The sequence below is a fragment of the Alloalcanivorax venustensis ISO4 genome, assembly GCF_015356855.1.
Lineage (GTDB): Bacteria > Pseudomonadota > Gammaproteobacteria > Pseudomonadales > Alcanivoracaceae > Alloalcanivorax > Alloalcanivorax venustensis.
Genome location: NZ_ARXR01000034.1, coordinates 1 through 19,653 on the forward strand (window position 1 = coordinate 1; position 19,653 = coordinate 19,653).

Annotated in this window: 17 protein-coding genes and 1 pseudogene; 11 read left to right on the plus strand and 7 right to left on the minus strand. The window is 63.9% G+C overall.

Features of this window, described 5'->3' with window-relative positions:
- A pseudogene (locus tag ISO4_RS14310) lies at positions 1-186 on the plus strand (Rpn family recombination-promoting nuclease/putative transposase); the annotation flags it as partial.
- 112 nt (positions 187-298) lie between these two features.
- Here ISO4_RS14310 and ISO4_RS14315 read toward each other — a convergent pair.
- The 3 genes from ISO4_RS14315 to ISO4_RS14325 all read right to left on the minus strand — a co-directional run bounded on the left by ISO4_RS14315 (position 299) and on the right by ISO4_RS14325 (position 3,016).
- Positions 299-1,003, minus strand: coding sequence for a transposase (locus ISO4_RS14315; RefSeq protein WP_142948172.1), 705 nt, complete (start codon positions 1,001-1,003; stop codon positions 299-301).
- 274 nt (positions 1,004-1,277) lie between these two features.
- Complete coding sequence (locus ISO4_RS14320) at positions 1,278-1,982, minus strand: transposase (protein ID WP_194856649.1); 705 nt, start codon at positions 1,980-1,982, stop codon at positions 1,278-1,280.
- 308 nt (positions 1,983-2,290) lie between these two features.
- Positions 2,291-3,016 carry a dienelactone hydrolase family protein gene (locus tag ISO4_RS14325; RefSeq protein WP_194856650.1) on the minus strand — a complete coding sequence of 242 codons (726 nt, stop codon included), beginning with the start codon at positions 3,014-3,016 and terminating at the stop codon, positions 2,291-2,293.
- Positions 3,017-3,277: 261 nt separating this feature from the next.
- On the opposite strand from ISO4_RS14325, the gene ISO4_RS14330 reads away from it, so the two are divergent.
- Both ISO4_RS14330 and ISO4_RS14335 read left to right on the plus strand, forming a co-directional pair.
- A complete protein-coding gene (locus ISO4_RS14330) occupies positions 3,278-3,517 on the plus strand; it encodes a type II toxin-antitoxin system RelB/DinJ family antitoxin (protein ID WP_142948169.1) in 240 nt (79 codons plus the stop codon).
- On the plus strand, positions 3,507-3,791 hold the full coding sequence (locus ISO4_RS14335) for a type II toxin-antitoxin system RelE family toxin (RefSeq protein WP_142948168.1): 285 nt from the start codon (positions 3,507-3,509) through the stop codon (positions 3,789-3,791). The genes ISO4_RS14330 and ISO4_RS14335 overlap by 11 nt, the downstream gene beginning before the upstream one ends.
- A 69-nt stretch (positions 3,792-3,860) precedes the next feature.
- On the opposite strand, the gene ppc is transcribed toward ISO4_RS14335, so the two are convergent.
- Positions 3,861-6,530 (minus strand): phosphoenolpyruvate carboxylase, encoded by a 2,670-nt coding sequence (gene ppc, locus ISO4_RS14340; protein ID WP_228548159.1) that lies wholly within the window; start codon positions 6,528-6,530, stop codon positions 3,861-3,863.
- Positions 6,531-6,636: 106 nt separating this feature from the next.
- Between ppc and ISO4_RS14345 the strand changes: the two genes are divergently transcribed.
- The 3 genes from ISO4_RS14345 to ISO4_RS14355 all read left to right on the plus strand — a co-directional run bounded on the left by ISO4_RS14345 (position 6,637) and on the right by ISO4_RS14355 (position 10,728).
- Complete coding sequence (locus ISO4_RS14345) at positions 6,637-7,587, plus strand: GGDEF domain-containing protein (RefSeq protein ID WP_194856651.1); 951 nt, start codon at positions 6,637-6,639, stop codon at positions 7,585-7,587.
- Positions 7,588-7,764: 177 nt separating this feature from the next.
- A complete protein-coding gene (locus ISO4_RS14350) occupies positions 7,765-8,922 on the plus strand; it encodes a Fic family protein (RefSeq protein WP_194856652.1) in 1,158 nt (385 codons plus the stop codon).
- A gap of 114 nt (positions 8,923-9,036) precedes the next feature.
- A complete protein-coding gene (locus ISO4_RS14355) occupies positions 9,037-10,728 on the plus strand; it encodes a trypsin-like serine protease (protein ID WP_194856653.1) in 1,692 nt (563 codons plus the stop codon).
- Between the two features lie 187 nt (positions 10,729-10,915).
- Here the strand turns inward: ISO4_RS14355 and ISO4_RS14360 are convergent, their stop codons facing one another.
- The gene (locus ISO4_RS14360; protein ID WP_194856654.1) at positions 10,916-12,607 is read right to left on the minus strand and encodes an FAD-dependent monooxygenase; all 1,692 of its coding nucleotides are present in this window, start codon (positions 12,605-12,607) and stop codon (positions 10,916-10,918) included.
- 62 nt (positions 12,608-12,669) lie between these two features.
- Between ISO4_RS14360 and dinB the strand changes: the two genes are divergently transcribed.
- Positions 12,670-13,758: a DNA polymerase IV gene (dinB, locus tag ISO4_RS14365; protein WP_194856655.1), complete on the plus strand. Its 1,089-nt coding sequence runs from the start codon at positions 12,670-12,672 to the stop codon at positions 13,756-13,758.
- Between the two features lie 67 nt (positions 13,759-13,825).
- On the opposite strand, the gene ISO4_RS14370 is transcribed toward dinB, so the two are convergent.
- Entirely contained in the window at positions 13,826-14,098 is a 273-nt protein-coding gene (locus ISO4_RS14370) for a hypothetical protein (protein ID WP_185956878.1), read from the minus strand.
- 352 nt (positions 14,099-14,450) lie between these two features.
- Between ISO4_RS14370 and ppnN the strand changes: the two genes are divergently transcribed.
- Positions 14,451-15,818 (plus strand): nucleotide 5'-monophosphate nucleosidase PpnN, encoded by a 1,368-nt coding sequence (gene ppnN / locus ISO4_RS14375; RefSeq protein WP_194856656.1) that lies wholly within the window; start codon positions 14,451-14,453, stop codon positions 15,816-15,818.
- Here ppnN and ISO4_RS14380 read toward each other — a convergent pair.
- Positions 15,815-16,585: a 3-hydroxyacyl-CoA dehydrogenase gene (locus tag ISO4_RS14380; RefSeq protein ID WP_067606119.1), complete on the minus strand. Its 771-nt coding sequence runs from the start codon at positions 16,583-16,585 to the stop codon at positions 15,815-15,817. The genes ppnN and ISO4_RS14380 overlap by 4 nt on opposite strands.
- A gap of 112 nt (positions 16,586-16,697) precedes the next feature.
- On the opposite strand from ISO4_RS14380, the gene egtB reads away from it, so the two are divergent.
- The 3 genes from egtB (at position 16,698) to ISO4_RS14395 (ending at position 19,629) form a co-directional block, all read left to right on the plus strand.
- A complete protein-coding gene (egtB, locus tag ISO4_RS14385; protein WP_194856657.1) occupies positions 16,698-18,011 on the plus strand; it encodes an ergothioneine biosynthesis protein EgtB in 1,314 nt (437 codons plus the stop codon).
- Complete coding sequence (gene egtD / locus ISO4_RS14390; protein WP_194856658.1) at positions 17,983-18,969, plus strand: L-histidine N(alpha)-methyltransferase; 987 nt, start codon at positions 17,983-17,985, stop codon at positions 18,967-18,969. The genes egtB and egtD overlap by 29 nt, the downstream gene beginning before the upstream one ends.
- A 111-nt stretch (positions 18,970-19,080) precedes the next feature.
- On the plus strand, positions 19,081-19,629 hold the full coding sequence (locus ISO4_RS14395) for an acyl-CoA thioesterase (protein ID WP_142948159.1): 549 nt from the start codon (positions 19,081-19,083) through the stop codon (positions 19,627-19,629).
- Positions 19,630-19,653: the final 24 nt, after the last annotated feature.

Genomic DNA, 19,653 nt, shown 5'->3' on the forward strand with positions numbered 1-19,653 from the left:
CTCGCCCCTGAAGAATGGCTGCGCCGCCGGCTGCCCCAATGGTTTCCCGGCGAAACCTTTCCCGAGATGCACGATCTGCAGGAGGCGTACGAGATGATCACCAACCGGTTCGAGGAGTGGAAGGAGCGCCAGCGTCTCGTGGGCGTGGCTCAGGGCGTCGAGCAAGGCCGCGCCCAGTGGGGATAGCTGCTCGCTGCTTTTGCACCGGCCGCAACTTTTGTTGCCAAACACGCAAAATGAGGCTTTCCCGGCTTTCTGACACTGTTTTCTGCTTTTTTTGCCCTGCTTTGCCGGCTAGTCAACCGTCCGGTTTTTTGCGGCGCTTGCGCGGCCGGCCCGGGCCCCGGTTGATGCCGAGTATGCCGTACTCCCGGTAGACCTCCTTCACGAACCGGATCGAGCCGGTTAGCCGGCAACGCTGTACCGCGGTATCGATCATCGCCTCCTCACTGCGATCCAGACCGTTGCTCATGTAGGTGCGGTAGGCTTCGGCGCGCTCCTGGATCGAACTGCCCAGGCGAGCGTATTCTTCCGGATCTTTGAGCCAGTAGTGGTCGGTCTTGCCGAGCCGCATGCGATAGCTGCTGAGGTGATAGTGGTACGCGGAGGTGGTGAGCTCATGGATCACCGGCAGTCGCTCCACGTAACACATGCAGGCCAGCAGCCACTGCCCCGGTTCCACCGGGCTGGAGCGGTAACGCACTTCCCAGGCGGAGCTGCGGCCGTGCAGGTTCTTGCGGCGTAGAGAGGTGCGGCACGACAGCGCTTTCATGAAGGTGGAGAGATCGGTGGGGTCGCCGTGCGGCGTGGCGATGATATGGATGCGGTCCGGGAGCAGGCAGTAAGCGTGCACGCTGAGGTTGTAGTCCTGGCTCAGCTTGCGGATCTGTCCCAGGCAATGGTTGTAGTCCGCTTCATCCAGAAAGATGGGTTCATTCCCTTGGCTCTTGCGCACCAGATGATGCGGATGGCCGGCGAGTAGAAGGCGGTCCTTGCCAGGCATAAAATCCCCCTTTGCTTTTGGTTTTTTGGCTTGTTTTCTTAACCTTAGCGACCTGGGACTGGCGTCTGAACAAAATTTCGTGAAAACATAGTTTTCAAAAAATGAAACCATGTCAGAAGTTGAGAAATTCCATGTAAAACAGTCAGTTACAAAAAAGGGGACGCACTCCCTTAAAAGTTGTGCGTCCCCTTTTCGGTAATTTACTGACGTTTTCTTCACGCCTTTCCCGAAGGTCCAGCGCTTTAAGGAACAAAATATCTATTTTTGTATATGGCTATTCGGACTCGCGCGGCTTGCCGGGCGGACGCCCTCTGCCACGCATGCTGACGCGGACGCCGGTGATCTTTTCCACCTCGTCGGTGAACTGCTTGTCGCCGGTGAGCTGGTTGCGCATGGCGGCGCCCAGGATAAGCCCGGCTTCCTGGTCCTGGATTTGTTGTTCCATGAAAAGACGGTAAACCTGCCGGCGCTCCTGGTCGGTGTCGGCCAGCTCGAGGAATTCTTCGGGGTGATCCAGCCAGGCCGGTTCGTCGCGGCCCATGCGCATGCCGAAACTGGTCCAGGGAAACCGTGACGGCGCGGTGGCCAGGTCCAGCAGGACCGGCCGCTTTTCCAGATAGCGCAGGCAGGCGAGCGTCCAGGAGCCGCGCTGAACCACACTGGAGCGGTAACGGCTCTCCCAGAGCGTGCCGCTGCGTTTATCCTTGCGGTTGCGGTGGCGCGTGGTGCGTGCCGCCAGCGCCTTCATCAACTCGCTCAACATGTCAGGGTTGGGACCCGGGTCAACCAGCATGTGGACTTGCTCCGGCAACAGGCACCACCCGTATACCTTAACGTGCCACTTCTCTTTTAACTCTCGCAGATCCGTCAGGTATTTAAGGTAATCCTCTTCATCCTTGAATACCTCTTGTCCGTTATGCCCCCGTTGAAGGATATGATGAGGATAGTTAGGCACCACCGTGCGCCTCATCCTTGGCATTTTTACCCCTCTTTATATATCGCTTTTATTTGTACGGGAGTCTATCGAAACAACGTGAAGAAATAAATTATTCAGAGGTATAAATAAATTACTCTGTCCCCTTTTTTATCAAGGTTTTCCTGCACTTACAAAAGGGGACAGACATTTAGGAAAGAACGTCTGCGCTCTTTATTAAAGGCATCTCATGGCATTTGGCCACCATGCTTATTTCAAATCCGTCGTTTGGATTTTCTTTTTATTTCCCGATAAGTTTTCGGAAAAAGTCGATTTTAGCCTGACGCCTGTCAGGATGTGAGCCGGTACGCGCGTTATGCGCTCAGTGTTTTCTCGAAAAACGCCAGCACCCGCCGCCAACTGTCCTCGGCGGTATCGGGGTCGTATTTGGCGCGTAGCGGGCTGTAGTCGGCCATGCGTTTGAACAGAAAAGTCTGGTGGTCGTTCATGTAGGAATGGCCGGCGTTCGGGTAGGTCTGGATGTCGTGCTCGACGCCGAGTTCGGTGAGGTGGCCGGCGAGCCGCTCGCCGTGGTGGCCGTAGATCAGGTCTTTTTTGCCCCAGCCGCCGACCACCGGACAGATGCCGGTGAGCGCGCGGGCCTTGCGGGGCACGCCGCCGTAGAACGGCGCCACCACCTGCAGGGTGCCGCGGGCGGCGTACAGCAGTGCGAAGCGCCCGCCCATGCAGAAGCCCATCATGGCCACCTTGGTGACCGGCTGATCGGTTTGTTCCAGCACCCATTGCCGGCAGGCGTCGAGCTGGTCGAAGGCGTCGCCGTGGCCGGCTTCGTGGTCGCGCAGGGTGCGCACCACGCACAGGCTTTTGGCGCCGGGCCGGTCGTAGAGATCCGGCGCCAGCACCGGGTAGCCGTTGTCGGCGAGCCGCTGCGCGATGCGCGCCTGGTCGTCGCTGAAGCCGAAGATGTCGTGGATCACGATCACCGCCGCGTTCAGTCCGTTGGGCCGTTCGGGCAGGAACCAGCGGGCACGCATGCGGTGGCCGTTGGGTACGGTGACGTGGGTATCCTGGGCGCTCATGGTCACTCCTTGGCGTAACGCCTTTGTTTTCGCCAAGCCTACCCCACTCCCGCCGCCGCGCCAGCCCGCGCGCCAGCTATTGGCCTACACGGCTTTCTGGGTACTTTCCCGATTTCTCCTACCCTCGTTTCAGCCATGGCTTACAGCTCTGGTTCGGCGTGACGAGCTAGATTAGACGGATCAAAAAGGTGCCATTCTTGAAAGGTAGCCGAATAAGGACTAACGTAATTACATCTGAGATTACATATGAGTATACACGACATGGCAACCATCAATCTTCGAATTGACGATGAGCTCAAAGCCCGCGCCTTCGAGGAGTTGAAGAAACTCGGCGTCACGCCTTCCGAATTACTGCGCCAGACTCTGCAGTACGTCGCCGACAGCGGCGAGCTGCCGTTTAAGAATGTACTCCTTACGGAGGAAGACGCGGAACTGCTGGCCATTGCCCGCGAGCGGCTGAGGGAGCCACAACGGGTGAAGGTGTCGTTGGATGACTTATGACCTGGAGTTTGACCGACGGGCGCTAAAGGAATGGCGCAAACTGGGAGATACGGTTCGGCAGCAATTCAAAAAGAAGCTGGCTCTCATACTCGAGGAACCTCACGTCGAGGCCAATCGGCTCCAGGGGCTAAGCAACTGCTACAAAATCAAGCTCAGGGCTTCCGGATACCGGTTGATTTACCAAGTGATTGATCATGAAGTCATCGTTTGGGTGGTAGCGATCGGGAAAAGAGAGCGGAGTGAGGCTTATCAAAAGGTCAGACATCGACTTTGAACTACAAGCCAAAGGGGTCAGGTCTTGCCTTTTGCCTCATCGGGACAAAAGGCAGGACCTGATCTCGAGTTAGCCGGTGTTACGCAGGCCGGCGGCGATGCCGGCGATGGTCACCATGAGCGCGCTTTCCAGCACCGGGTCGCTGTCGCGGTCGCGCAGGCGGGCCATCAGTTCGGCCTGCAGCAGGTGCAGCGGGTCGGTGTAGGGGTCGCGCACGCGGATCGACCAGCGCATCACCGGGTTGTTGTCGAGCAGGTCTTCGCGGCCGGTGAGCCGGTGCAGGGCGTCCACGGTGGACGCCAGCCGCTGGCGCAGGACGTCGCCCAGGCGGGTTTGCTCCGGGTCGTCGGTGAGGCGCTCTTCGTACCAGGCGGCGACGCGCGGGTCGGCCTTGGCGAGCACCATTTCCAGCATGTCCACCACCCCTTGGAAGAAGGGCCATCGTTCCGCCATATCGCGCACCGTGGCCAGATCCTCGGGGTCGTCGAGGGCGGCTTCCAGGGCCGCGCCGGTGCCCAGCCAGGCGGGCAGCATCAGGCGGATCTGGGTCCAGGCGAATACCCAGGGGATGGCGCGCAAGGATTCAATGCCGCCGCCGGTTTTGCGGCGCGCCGGGCGGCTGCCCAGGGCCAGGCGGCTGAGCTCGGTTTCCGGGGTGACGGTGCGCAGGTAGCTGACCAGCGCCGGGTCTTCGCGGACCACCTGGCGGTAGCCTGCCACGGAGACGTCGGTGAGCTTCTGCATTTGCGCGCGCCACTCGGCGTCCGGTTCGCGGGGCGGCACCAGGGTGGCTTCCAGGGTGGCGGCCACGTACTGCTCCAGGTTGTAGACCGCCACCGAGGGGCGGCCGTATTTGAAGCGGATCACTTCGCCCTGTTCGGTGACGCGGATGCGCCCCGCCACCGAGCCCGGCGGCTGCGACAGCAGCGCCATGCGGGTGGGCGAGCCGCCCCGGGAGATGGAGCCGCCGCGGCCGTGGAACAGGGTCAGCGGCACGCCGTGTTTCTGGAAGGTTTTGGTGAGCGCTTCCTGGGCACTGAACTGGGCCCAGGCGGCGCCCAAAAAGCCGGCGTCCTTGGCGGAATCCGAATAACCGATCATCAATTCCTGGCCGTCGATGACCCGCTGCTTGTAGAGCGGAATGTCGAGCAGCGCCGCCATGGTGTCGCCGGCGTTGTTGAGGTCGTCCAGGGTTTCAAACAGCGGCACCACGCGCATCGGCCGGCGCACGCCGGCGATCTTCTGCAGCAGCATCACCGCCAGCACGTCGGAGGAGGTCTTGGCCATGGAGATGACGTAGGCGCCCAGGCCTTCCGGGCCCTGCTCGGCGATCACCTGGCAGGTTTCCAGCACTTCGCGGACGTCGCCGTCGCACAGGTCGCTGCGGTAGAAAGCGTCGTCCACCAGCGGCCGGCGGCTCTCCAGCTCGGCGAGCAGGAAGCGTTGCTTCTGGCCCTCGTCCCATTCGCCGTAACCGCCCAGGCCCAGGTAGCGGGTGATGGCGTCCAGGGCGGCGGTGTGGCGGGTGGATTCCTGGCGGATGTCCAGGCACAGCAGCGTGATGCCGAAACAGTTGAGGCGCCGCAGGCTGTCCTTGAGCTCGCCGTCGGCGATCGCGCCCAGGCCCACCGCGCGCAGGGAGCGGTCCAGCAATAACAGTTCGTCGAGCAGTTGGCGGCCTTCGGTGAAGCCTTCGCCGTCGGGCACCGGGCGCCCTTCCACCAGCGCCTCCATGCGCCGCCGGGTGATTTTCAGGCGGTCGCGCACGCCGCGCAGCACCACCCGGTAGGGTTCGTGGCTGGGGCCGGTGCGCGCCAGCAGCTCGTCGCTGGCGCGGTGCATGGACAGGTCGGCGAGCAGGTTCTCCACGTCACGCAGGTAGAGGTCGGCGGCCATCCAGCGAGCCAGCAGCAAGACTTCGCGGGTGACGGTGGCGGTGACGTTGGGGTTGCCGTCGCGGTCGCCGCCCATCCAGGAGGCGAAGCGGATCGGCACCCAGTCCGCGGGCAGGGCGTCGATGCCGGCCTGGCCCAGCTCCGCTTCGATGTCGCGCATTACTCGGGGCACCGCTTTCCACAGCGACTGTTCGATCACCGCGAAGCCCCACTTGGCTTCGTCCACCGGAGTCGGCCGCTCGCGGCGGATTTCGTCGGTGGCCCAGGCGGACAGAATCAGCTCGCGCAGGCGCTGGCGCAGGCCGTAGTGCTCTTCGGCGTTGATGTCCGGGCGGTCCAGCTCGGCGAGCAGATCGGCCATCTGGTCGTACTTGCGGATCAGGGTGCGCCGGGTCACCTCGGTGGGATGGGCGGTGAGCACCAGCTCCACGGACAGCGGCGTGAGGGTCTCGCGGATGCGTTGCGGCTCGATGCCCTTCTGCTTCAGCTCCGCCAGCACCTGGCGCAGGCCCTGGTCGGTGTCCGGGTCGCCGGGGTAACGCTCGTGGCGGCGGTGCAGACGCTCGCGGTGATGCTGCTCGGCGATGTTGGCCAGGTTGAGAAACTGGCTGAACGCCCGCGCTACTTCCAGCAGCGTATCGTCGTCCAGCGGATCGAGCAGACCGCGCAGGCGGGTCAGTTCCATTTCCCCTTCCGAGCGGCTTTCCACCGCCGCCTGGCGGATGGTTTCCACGGTGTCGTACAATCGCTCGCCGGATTGTTCCCGGAGTACCGCCCCCAGCTCTTCGCCCAGCAGGCGTACATTGTCGCGCAGCGGCGCGTGTTGATCCTGTTCCACCGACATCTTCACTCCCGGTATCGTTTTTACAACTTTACACCCGACTGTATCTTTATTCCGTCGGGGAGGTGACGCAACATAGCCCGCATTGCTTTGAGGAACATCGCCACTCATGGAAACTTCTTCGCGTGTGTCCACGGAACAGGGCGTAATCGTACTTCAGTACCTGGCCCGAGCCTTGTTCGCCATCCTGGCGGTGCTCTACTTCAACCATTCGGAAGGTTTCTTCTTCACGGTGCCGACGGCCACGCCCTGGATTCTGGCCGGCAGTTACCTGGCTCTGCAACTGCTGTTTCTGGTGGCGCGTGTGCCGCACGCGACGATTCTGGCGTCCGGCCTGGACCTGGTGATTCTCGGCATCGTGATTCTGCTCGACGGCGGCGAGCCGCCGCCGACCATGGCGCTGCTGTTCCTGGCGGTGCTCAGTAACGGCCTGCTGCACGGGCTGAAGCGTTTTCTGGTGATGCTGGCCGCCGCCGAAGTGGTGCTGGCCATCGTCATGCCGATCCGCATCAGCTACAGCCCCGGCGGCGCCGAAACCGCCGCCTCCGCCAGCCTGTTCCTGCTCGCCGCGCTCACCGTGTGCATGCTCTACTTCGGGCTGATGATCTGGCGCAACCAGGTGCTCTCCCGGCAGGCGGTGGAAACCGCCTGGCGCGACCCGCAGACCGGCTTTATCAGCCGCACCGCCCTGACCAGCACCGCCGGCTGGCTGATCCCGCTGCACGACCGGCTGTCCTCGCCGCTGACCCTGGTGCTGGTCCACCACCCGGACATCAACGCCCTGGCCGAAACCGTCAGCCAGCGGCTGCGTCGCAGCGACGTGATCGCCCGTTACGACGAGGATCACCTGGCGCTGCTGCTGCCCAGCACCGCCACCGGCGCCGCCGAACGGGTGCTCGCCGACCTGCGCGAACGCCAGCCCGGCCTGCGCGCCGCCGTGATGACCCTGAACAGCGCCAACGCCGCCCTGGAACAGGTGCTCTACCACCTGCAAACCGCCATGCCCCGCACCCGCGACGACCAGGACCACTGGCTCGCCCACGCCTCGCCGCTCGCCTGAGCGGCACGGCCGTACCTTCTTTCTTCCGGTGGCTATCGTGCCACCTCCAGTTAAGATATTCTTGACGGATATTCGATATATTGAATCCCGATAGACCTCATAACCTTTTGATTTAAAAGGTTTTATATTTCATTTTTGAACTTAACTCAATCCGGGATTGAACTTAACGAGGTCAGGATGCCCTCTTTCAAGCACTTCGATCTGTCTCTGTTGAATCCCTCGTTTGATTCGCCGCTGGTGGATGTTCTTAACGAATTGGAACATCTGCGGCGTCTACGCCTGGAAGGCACCACACCCTATCCGGTCTTCTTCGAACTGAAGACACTGTTTCACATGCTCGAAAGCCTCGGTTCCGCTCGCATTGAAGGGAATCACACCACGCTCGCGGATTACGTGGACAGCAAGGTGCAAGGGGCGGCCCAGCCCGGTGAGCAGCTTCGGGAAGTCACCAATATCGAAGAGGCCATGACGTATATCGATAAGGCGGTCACCGAGAAGACCCCCATTACAGAAATACTGATTCGCGAACTCCACGCCATAACCGTAGAGCAGCTCACGGAAGAAGGTGATAGAACACCCGGCGCTTACCGTGAGGGAGGCGTAGTCATCGCCGCCTCAGAACATCTGCCACCTGACGCCGTGCAGGTATCCGCTTACATGGAAGAGTTGGTTGGTTTTATCAACAAAGACGACCCACCGAAATACGACCTGATGAAAGTCGCTTTGGCCCACCACCGGTTTGGCTGGATCCACCCATTCAGAAACGGCAACGGTCGAGTAGTGCGCCTGCTCACCTATGCGCTACTGATAAAATATGGGTTCGAGGTCTCCATGGCAGGCCGGATTCTCAATCCAACAGCCGTATTCTGTAACGACCGTGACCTCTACTACCGCATGCTGGGAGTGGGGGATACCGGCACGCAAGAGGGCCTGGAACGGTGGTGTACCTATGTGCTGACCGGTGTGCTGGACGAACTCCGCAAGGTAGACCAGTTAACCGATTACGGCTTCCTCAAGGAGCGGATCCTTTACCCTGCCTTAAACCATGCCAAAGATCGGCAACTGATAACCGCCCTTGAAAGAAACATCTTGTCGCTCGCGGTACAGAACGGCGTCGTTAAATCCTCCGATTTGGTACCCGCCATGCCAAAGTTGAAAGCCGGCCAAAGGACCTATCAGATTCGTCGACTGGTCAACAGCGGCATGTTGCGTCCTATCGCTGAAAACGCCCGGCAGTACACTGTCGGCTTCACCAACAACTACCTGATCCGTGGCGTCATTCAGGCTCTTGCCGACGAGGGCTACATCCCCTCCACCCTGAGTGGCCCCACCTGATCGGTAAGAAAGCACGGCCGTTTGTTGTATTAACGAAACGGTAACGGTTTGATCACGCATCGCCCGCGCGGAGGCGGTATGCTCGGGTAAAAGGGTCGGATCCGAGGAATAGCCATGGTTCGCAGGTTGATCACCCGCGCGGCGTTGCCCGCGCTTCTATTGCTGGGCGCCGCCGCCGGCGCCCAGGAAGCCACGCCGCGTATTATTGGTGGTGACGACGCCACCGGGGATTGGCCGTGGGCTGCACTCATCGAGATCGATACCGACCCCAGCACCCGGGGGGCCGGCTACTGCAGCGGTATGGCGCTGACCGACCAATTGGTGGTCACGGCGGCACACTGCTTCTTTGACGACCAGGAGCGCCGGGTAACTGATCCCGACGTGCTGACTGTCTGGATCGGTAGCGGTCCGGGACCGTTGCAAAGCCGTTCCGTAAGTGCATTCGAACTGCCCGCCGTTCAGACCTATGCGGACGCACTGTTTGACGTTGGCCAGGATATTGCCCTGTTGCGCTTAAGCAGCCCCGTCAGCCTTAACACCTTCCCTAGTCTGGTGGACGAATCGCGCCGTCAGAGTCTTGAAGCGCTGGATCAATCGCGCGCTGATGAAGCCTTAACGGCCATCGGCTGGGGCATCACCAGCCCGAACAGCAATGACCTCGCGGATACCTTGCAAGAGGTACAGCTCGACTACGTGCCGTTCTCTGTTTGTGACCAAGCCTGGAGCTTTCAACTCGAAAGCGGCCAGATGCTGTGCGCCGCTGAATTGAATCCGGTCAACCAGCAGCGCCAGGACACCTGCCAGGGCGACAGTGGCGGCCCGCTCTTCCTGGGTGAGGACCCGGCTCCTTATGTGATAGGCCTGACCAGCTTCGGCACTCCCGATTGCGCCAGCCAACGACCGACCGTTTATACCGATGTGTCCGGACAAATCGACTTCATTGAGAACGCTGGCGTTACTTTGGGCGAGCCGCTGGTGGATTTGAATTTCACCACTGGCCGTGACCGCTACTACACGGCGCCGGACTCCTCGGTGACGATCACCGCCAGCCTGGTTAACGACAGCCTGATTCGAACGGTCAGCAACCCGTCCTTTTCTTACACGGACAGCGGCCTGGACGTGACGGCCAACTGGAGCGGTTGTTCAGGGTCCAATCCCTGCGAGGTGGCGGCTGAACTATCGCCCGAGGCCAGCAGAAGCGGCAACTTTGAGGTGGGACAAAGCGTTCTAAGCGCCTCGCCACACCGAGGCGTTTTATCTATCAGTTCTTCCTCCGGTGAAGACGACTACCGCATAAAGAACAATGATCGGGAAATCCCCGTGATCTTTTCCGACCAGGCGGACCTGAGCGTTACCGCACGGCGAGTGGTGGCGGAAGCAGACAGCGCCAATAACGGCCAGGCGACAATCGAAATCACGGTCACCAACCTGTCCTATTTGACTGGCGCGATCGCCAATCAGGTTGAGCTGAACGTGGCGCCACCCAGCGACGCATCGATCGTCGGCAGCAGCGCCAACTGCCAGTCCGACCCCTGCATTCTGGTCTCATCACTCGGCCCCGAGCAGGAGGTTACCGCCCGGTTTACGCTCAGTACGTCCACACCCCGCGAGAGCACGTTCAGCGCGACGGTCAGTGCGGAAAACGGGGATTTTCCCACCGACAACAACAGCGCCAGTGTCACCTTCAATTACGCCGGGCAACAAGCCACTTCCAGCAGTGATGGCGGTGGCGGCGGCGGTGGTGGCGGCGCCCTGGGCGCTCTGCTGGCGCTGATCGCGCTCGCCGGCCTGCGCCGACACTTGTAGGAGCGGGCCCCGCCCGCGAAAGGCAAGCTTTGCTTGCCGGCGGGATTCCAGAGGCTTCTCTAACGGCAGCACAAACAGGGTCTCTGGGATCCTGCCGGGTGGCTATAAGCCACCCTTTCGCGGGCGGGGCCCGCTCCCACAAGGTCCCGCTGCCCACATTGGTTCGCTGCTCCCAAGAGCCGCCGCTTTAGTGGTGGAACAGGCGCTCCAGGTAGGCGAACAGGTAGTCGGCGTCGGTGAGCGGGGCGCGGTAGCCCAGGTGGCCGTCGGGGCGCATCAGCCATAGCCGGCTGCCGGTGCCGAAGGCCTGCTCGAATTCGCCGTCGTGGTCGCGCCACAGGTGGGCGCGGCCGGCGCCGGTGTCGGAGCGGTCCAGCTCGAAGCCGTCGCGGCTGATCACGGTGACGCGCAGTTCATTGAGGTATTCGTCCGGCAGCCGCGACAGCAGCGCGTGCAGGATAACCCTTGCGCGGTGGTCCGGCTCGCCGCCCAGCTGCAGCAGCAGATGGTGCACCGGCTGGCGCAGCAGCGCCTGCACCCGGCGCGGGGAGCCGTCCCGTTGTGACTGCAGACGGGCGTCCGGCACCCGGTCGCCGGGCAGCGGCCCCTGGTGGCGCCAGCCGAGATCGGCGTCGGGCCCGGCGTCGACCAGCGGCGAGTGCCGGTAGTGCACGTCCAGCTGGCTGGCGCGGCGCACCAGCCGGCGGCCCAGCTGCGGGCGGTTGCCGGCCAGACGCAGCAACGAGTCGCGGGCGCCGCGCAGAACCTTGGCGCGCACGAACGACGCCCGTGACAAGGCATCCACACCACGCAGCATGTCCTCGGCCACCGGCCGCCGCTCGCGCTGATAGCTGTCCAGCAGCGCCCCACCGCCGTGCCCGCGGCAGAACAGCACCAGCTTCCAGGCCAGGTTGAAGGCGTCGGCGATGCCGGTGTTCATGCCCTGGGCGCCCAGCGGGCTCTGCACATGGCAGGCGTCGCCGGCGAGCAGAATGCGGTTGCGGCGGTAGTGGCTGACCAGCCGGCGCTGGATGGTGAAGCGGCTCAGCCAGCGGGGCTCGCCGGGCAGCGGCGCCTGGTCGCCCAGGGCCTCGCGGATGCGCTCATGGAACAGCGCCATGTCCGGCTCGGCCTCTTCGGTCTCTTCGGTCTCTTCGCCGGGCTCCTCGGTGACCACCAGCCGCCAACCGTCGTCGGGCATGGGTATGGCGATCAGGTTGCCGTCGGCGAGCAGGAAGCCGTGGAAGGCGTCGTTCTCCAGGTCCGGGGCCCAGTCCACGTCGGCGAGCAGGAAGCGCTCGTGGTAGTCGTTGCCGACGAACGGCAGGCCCAGCAGTTCGCGTACCCGGGAGTGGGCGCCGTCGGTGCCCACCAGCAAGTCCGCCTGCAACTGGCGTTCTTCGCCATGCCGGCCCTGTCCATCGCGCTGTAGCACCCGCGCCTGAACACCAGAGCCGTCCTGCTGAAAGTCGAGCAGCTCGGTGTCCCACCAGAGCTCGCCGCCGAGGCTGCGGAAGCGCTCTTCCAGCACCGCCTCGATGCGCGGCTGGGGGCAGCACAGCAGCCGCGGGAACGGCGACGGCAGCTCGTCCATGGGCAGGCTCAGCAACGGGCCCTTGTCGCGGCCCTTGTCGCCGTACACGTGGATGGCCTCGAACGCACGCGCCTGGCCGCGCACCGCCTCGAGCACGCCCATGGCGTCGAAAATCTCCTGGCTGCGCGCGTGCAGGCCCAGTGCCCGCGACCAGGGTAGCCGGCCGGGCAGTTTGTCGATCACCCGGCACGGCACGCCGCCGCGCAGCAGGTTGATACCCAGGGTCAGGCCGGTGGGGCCGGCGCCGACAATCAATACTTTGGGGGCGTTGGATCCCGTGATCATGGTCGTGGTGCTACCATAGGTGTTTCATCTCCTGTGCCCTGCCAGTGGAGCCGCGAACCGCCGTGAGCCGCAAAATTATCCATGTGGACTGCGACTGTTTCTACGCCGCCGTGGAAGTGCGTGACGACCCGCGTCTGCGTGGCCGGCCGGTGGCGGTGGGCGGCGACCCGCAGCGGCGCGGTGTGATCGCCACTTGCAATTATCCGGCCCGAGAATTCGGCGTGCGCAGCGCCATGGCCTCGTCCCAGGCGCTGCGGCTGTGTCCCGAGCTGGTGATTCTACCGCCTGACTTCGATAAATACCGGCGCGTGTCCGGACAAATTCAGGACATTTTTCGCACCTTCACCAATATTATCGAGCCCTTGTCCCTGGACGAGGCCTTTCTCGACGTCACCGAGAGCCCGCTGCACGCCAACAGCGCCACGCGCATCGCCGAGGCGATCCGCCGCAAGGTGCGCGAGACCGTCAACATCACCGTGTCCGCCGGGGTGGCGCCGAACAAATTCCTGGCCAAGGTGGCCAGCGACTGGCGCAAGCCGGACGGGCTGTTCGTGATCACCCCGGAGCAGGTCGCCGGCTTCGTCGCCGCGCTGCCGGTGAAGCGCATTTCCGGCGTCGGCCGGGTCACCGAGGACAAGCTGACGGCGTTGGGCATCAAGACCTGCGGCGACCTGCAGACGCTGCCCCGGCTGGAGCTGGCCAACCATTTCGGCAGCTTCGGCGAACGGCTCTACCATCTGGCCCGGGGCGAGGACGACCGGCCGGTGCAGACCAGCCGCCGCCGCAAGTCGGTGAGCGTGGAAAAAACCTACCATGAGGACAAGCAGACGCTGACCCACTGGCTGCAGGAGCTGGACGATCTGCTGGAGCGGCTGGAACGGCGCGTGGACCGGCTGGACGCCAACTACATCGTGCAGGGCCTGACCGTGAAGGTGCGCTACAACGACTTCCGCATCGTCAGCGCCGACCAGAGCGGCGAGCATCTGGATCGCGCCGTGTTCGAACGGCTGCTGACCCAGCTCTGGGAGCGCCACCCGGCGCCGGCCCGGCTGCTGGGCATCGGCCTGCGGCTGCGTGACCTGAAATCACCGCGCCAGCCGGACCTGTTCCCCGAGGAACGGGAACGCGCTCTACGCGACCGGCGGCAATGATTTGTGCGAGCGGGCCCCGCCCGCGAAAGGCAAGCTTTGCTTGCCGGCAGGATTCCAGAGGCTTCTATTAAGCACTTAGAGAGACCTCTGGAATCCTGCCGGCCGGCTTTGCCGGCCTTTCGCGGGCCGGGCCCGCTCCCACCAGGCGCGCGTACAGGGACGCGGGCACCATTTCGGCCATGATCTCGCGGCCGCGCCGGGCCACCGGTTCCATCTGGGAATCCAGGTACTCTTCCAGTACCCGTACACACTCAGCGCAGTGCGCCAGGGACTCGGGGGCCGGGTGCTGGTCCAGTTCACGCACCGCCTGGTCCAATTCATTCAAGTATTTGAGCAGCATGCCGCACTCCAGGATTGGCTCATACTCGCGGGTAGGCTAGGCGCCGGTCGTGACGGTTCGGTGACAGCGTTCACCGGACGCCGACGCGGGCCTGACCTGATGGCTCTATAGTGGCCTACTCCGGCCCGGCGCGCATCGTCACGCGGGCGGCACGGCGATGAAATGATGTAAAAAATTACAACGCCAAGGGCGGCTGCAAGCCGCAAGCTACAGGCTGCAAGCAGGCCGTACGCACCTGACAGCTTGTAGCTTGTGGCTTGTAGCTTACAGCTGGCTCATTACGCTTGGCGACGGGCGTGGGCTTATACTGCCCCTTCAGCTTTCAACTTGCCGCTTGCAACTGGATGTTTTAATGACCGCTACGGTATCGACCATCGTCGCCCCCGAGGGCAGCCTGGAAGTTCTCAGCCAACAGGAAGTGGAGCGCCTGCGCGACACCTCCTCCAAGGGCCTGCACGAGCTGCTGCGCCGCTGCGCCCTGGCGGTGCTGAACGCCGGCACCCCCACCGACGACAGCCGCCAGGTGCTGGAGACCTACAAGGATTTCGACATCCAGGTGATCCAGGAAGACCGCGGCATGATGCTCAAGCTGGATAACGCCCCGGCCGGGGCGTTCGTGGACGGGCGCATGATTCGCGGTATCCGCGAGCACCTGTCGGCGGTGCTGCGCGACATCGTCTACGTGGCCAACGAGATCCAGCACGGCGGCCGCTTCGATCTGGACGACAGCACCGGCATTTCCAACGCGGTGTTCCATATTCTGCGCAACGCCGGGGTGCTGCACGCCGGCGAGCTGCCCAATCTGGTGGTGTGCTGGGGCGGGCACTCGATTTCCCGGGAAGAGTACGACTACGCCAAGAGCGTCGGCTACCAGCTGGGGCTGCGCGAGCTGGACATCTGCACCGGCTGCGGGCCCGGCGCCATGAAGGGGCCGATGAAAGGCGCCCACGTGGCGCACGCCAAGCAGCGCCGCCGCAAGGGGCGCTACCTGGGGATTTCCGAGCCGGGCATCATCGCCGCCGAAGCGCCCAACCCGATCGTCAACGAGCTGGTGATCATGCCGGACATCGAGAAGCGCCTGGAGGCGTTCCTGCGCGTGGCCCACGGCATCATCGTGTTCCCCGGCGGCGTCGGCACCACCGAGGAAATCCTCTATCTGCTGGGGGTGCTGCTGCATCCGGCCAACCAGGATATTCCGCTGCCGGTGGTGTTCACCGGCCCGGCGGACAGCGCCGACTACTTCCGCCAGGTGGACACCTTCATCCGCTACGCCCTGGGCGAGGACGCCGCCAAGCGCTACCGGATCATCGTCGACGACCCGGAAGCGGTGGCCCTGGCCATGCGTGACGGGGTGCGCGACCTGACCGAGTTCCGCCGCGAGCACGACGACGCCTTCTACTACAACTGGCGTCTCACCGTGCCCGAGGACTTCCAACGGCCGTTCGAGCCCACCCACGAGGCCATGGCCGCGCTGGCGCTGCGCACCGATCTACCGGTGTACGATCTGGCCGCCAACCTGCGGCGGGCGTTTTCCGGCATCGTCGCCGGCAACGTCAAGGAGGCGGGCATCCGCGCCATCGAGGAGCACGGCCCCTACCGGCTTACCGCCGAAAAGGGCCTGATGGCGCAGATGGATGTGCTGCTGCAGTCGTTCGTGGCGCAGAGCCGCATGAAGCTGCCCGGCAGCCACTACGAGCCCTGCTACAGACTGGAAGGTTAACGCGGCTGCATGCGGATGCCGCCGTCGAGGCGAATGGTCTCACCGTTCAGGAAGGTGTTCTCCACCATGTGGCAGACCATGGCCGCGTATTCCGGCGGGTTGCCGAGACGCTTGGGGAACTGGGTCATTTCGATCAGCGGCATTTTCACCTTGTCCGGAGCGGCGTTCATCAACGGCGTGTTGAAGATGCCCGGGGCGATGGTGTTGCAGCGGATGCCCAGCGGCGCCAGATCACGGGCGATGGGCAGGGTCATGCCGACCACGCCGCCCTTGGTGGCGGCGTAGGCCACCTGGCCCACCTGGCCGTCGAACGCGGCCACCGACGCGGTGTTGACGATCAGGCCGCGCTCGTTGTCTTCGCCGGGCTCATTCTCGGCCATCACCGCCGCCGCCAGGCGCGCCACGTTAAAGGTGCCGATCAGGTTGATCTGCACCACCATGTTGAACACGCCCAGGTCGTGGGGCTTGTTCTCGCGGCCCACGGTCTTCATCGCCGAGCCCACGCCGGCGCAGTTCACGCACACGTGGATGGCGCCGAACTTCTCCTTGGTGGCGTCGATGGCGGCCTGCACGGAGGCTTCATCGGTCACGTCGGTCTGCACGAAGGCGGCGTTCTCGCCCAGTTCGGCGGCCACTTCCGGGCCCTTCTTCTCATCACGGTCGAGGATCATCACCTTGCCGCCCTTGGCGATGATCGCTTCGGCGGTGGCCTGACCGAGGCCCGAGGCCCCACCGGTAATCACGGCGACTTTACCTTGGATGTTCATACTGTCTCCTTGTGTAAAACTTGAGTATAACCACGCAAACCCGGGGCTACATTGTTGCTTCCGCTCAGGGAGATACGCATTCTTGTTAATGAAGAGCGAGAGGGAACCCCCTATGAGCCAGCCAGAAACGCAACCACGGCATGCCGGCCTGGCCCGGCGCCTGGCCGACACCCGCGCGTTCAGCGAGACCCTGTGCGAGCCGCTCACCGCCGAGGACATGGGCCTGCAGGCCTGTCCGGAAGTCAGCCCGCCGCGCTGGCACCTGGCCCACACCACCTGGTTTTTCGAGACCTTTATCCTCAAGCCTTTCGCGCCCGGCTACAAACCCTCCGACGAGCGCTTCGAATATCTGTTCAACAGCTATTACAACGGCGTCGGCGAACAGTACCCGCGCCCGCAGCGGCATCTGTTGTCGCGGCCGGGCAACGACGCGGTGCGCGCCTGGCGGGCCAGCGTGGACGAGGCGATGCAGGCGCTGCTCAACCGCCCGGAGGTGGCCGACGAGGTGATAGACCTGGTGGCGCTGGGCATCGAGCACGAGCAACAGCACCAGGAGCTGCTGGTCACCGACCTCAAGTTCAGTTTCTCGCACAACCCGCTGGCGCCGGTGTACCGGCCCCGCCAGGACAGCGACGCCCAGGCGCCACCGCTGCGCTGGCACGAATACCCCGGCGGCCTCACCGAGATCGGCGCCGACCCCGCCGAGGGCTTCTGCTTCGACAACGAAACGCCCCGCCACCGCCAGTGGCTGGAGCCGTTCGCCCTGGCCAGCCGCCCGGCGACCTGCGGCGAGTACCTGGCCTTTATCGAGGACGGCGGCTACCGGCGCCCGGAGCTGTGGCTGTCCGACGGCTGGGCCTGGCTTCAGGAACAGGGCGCGCAAGCCCCGCTCTACTGGGATCTGGACGGCGACACGCCGGCCTATTACACCCTGGCCGGCCGGCGGCCGGTGAATCCGCAGGAGACGGTGGCCCACCTGAATTACTACGAAGCCGACGCCTTCGCCCGCTGGAGCGGCAAGCGCCTGCCCACCGAAGCGGAATGGGAACACGCCGCCGTCCGGCTGCCGGTGGTCTCCGGATCGTCCTCCGGCTTCGTCGACAACCGGCGTTTCCACCCCGGGGTGGCCGGCGCCGACAGCGAGGGCCCGGCGCAGCTGTTCGGCGATGTCTGGGAATGGACCGCCAGCGCCTACCTGCCCTACCCCGGCTTCGCGGCCGCCGCCGGCGCCGTGGGCGAGTACAACGGCAAGTTCATGTGCAACCAGATGGTGCTGCGCGGCGGCTCCTGCGCCAGCGCGCCGGGCCATTTGCGCGCCACCTACCGCAACTTCTTCTACCCTCATCTGCGCTGGCAGTTCAGCGGCGTACGTCTGGCACACAGCATGGAGGCAGGCCGTGCCCCAACCCCAACAATTATTGCCTAACCTGACTTTCCTGGACCTGCGCCCGCCGGTGGCGGACGCGGCCCGGGAGGTGGCCGCGTCGCTGTCGGCGGCGCGCCCCACCCTGGACCCGAAGTACTTTTACGATGAGCGCGGCTCGTCGTTGTTCGACGCCATCACCCGCACGCCGGAGTATTACCCCACCCGCACCGAGGCGGCGCTGCTGCGCGAGCACGCCGCCGGCATGGCGGCGCAACTGGGCGACGACCTGGTGATCGCCGAGCCCGGCGCCGGTGGCTGCGAGAAGGTGCGCATTCTGCTCGACCAGTGGCGCCCCTACGGCTACATGCCCCTGGAGATTTCCCGGGAGTGCCTGCTCGACGCCAGCCGCGCGCTGGCCGGTGAATACCCCTCGGTGCGCTTCGACGCGGTGTGCGCGGACTACTCCCAGGCGCTGGATTTCCCCGCCGACCTGCCCGGCTACCCCACCGATGTGCCCCGGCTGGTGTTTTTCCCCGGCTCCACCATCGGCAACTTCGAGCCCGACGCCCGCGCCGATTTTCTGGCCGGCCTGCGCCGCCTGGCCGGCGACGACGGCTACCTGCTGATCGGCGCCGACCTGCAAAAAGACCCGGCCCGGCTGAACGCCGCCTACAACGACAGCGCCGGCCACACCGCCGCCTTCAACCTCAACGCCCTGGAGCATCTCAACGCCCGGCTTGAATGCGGCTTCGACGTCTCCGCCTTCGAGCACCGGGCGTTCTACAACGAAACGCTGGGGCGCATTGAAATGCACCTGGAGTGCAAAAAAGCGCACTCCATACGCATCAACGGCCACACCATCGAATTGGCGCCGGGCAGTCGCATTCACACCGAAAACTCCTATAAATTCACGGTGGAGACCTTCACCCGGGAACTGAGCGACGCCGGCTTCGCGCCGCTGTCCAGCTGGGTGGACGACGAAGGCCTGTTCAGTATTCATCTGGCGAAGGCGGTCTGAGGGCCGCCGGTACGGGGGCACGGCGCCATGTAGCGGGGCCCGCCGTATCCTGTATCCTGTAGTTTGATTCGCGTTGGCCGCTGGCGAACGCCCTGGGGAAGGAAAACACCAATGCTGGAATTGATCAGCGCCGCCCGGCGCCGCAAACGCACGCCCACCTATTCGTTGTTCGATGTGGTGTCCATGGAATTCCGGGTGGGTCTGCTGGACATCGATCTCAACATGCACCTGAACAACGGCAAGTACACCAAGATCATGGACCGTTGCCGGCTGGAGCACGCGGTGGTCACCGGCCTGCTCAACCGCATGATCGAAGCCCGCGCCAGCGCCGTGGTGGCCAACAGTGAAATCGCCTATGTCCGCGAGCTGCGCCCCTACCAGCGCTTCATGGTGCACACCCGCATCCTCGGCTGGGACGACAAGTACACCTATTACGACCAGCGCTTCGACTCGCAGCGCAAGCTGCACACCCACGCCCTGCTGCGCCTGGCGCACATGTACGGCGGCAAGACCATCAGCCCCCAGGCGTTCCAGGAGATGACCGGCCTGAACAAGGTGTCCCCGCCGCTGCCCGCCTATGTGCAGGACTGGAAAACCCTGCTGCAGAGCAAGAAGCGGCTCACCGAAACCGACCCGGAGCCGGCCCGCGATATTCCTTGAGGGTTCACACAACCCGCGGCGCTT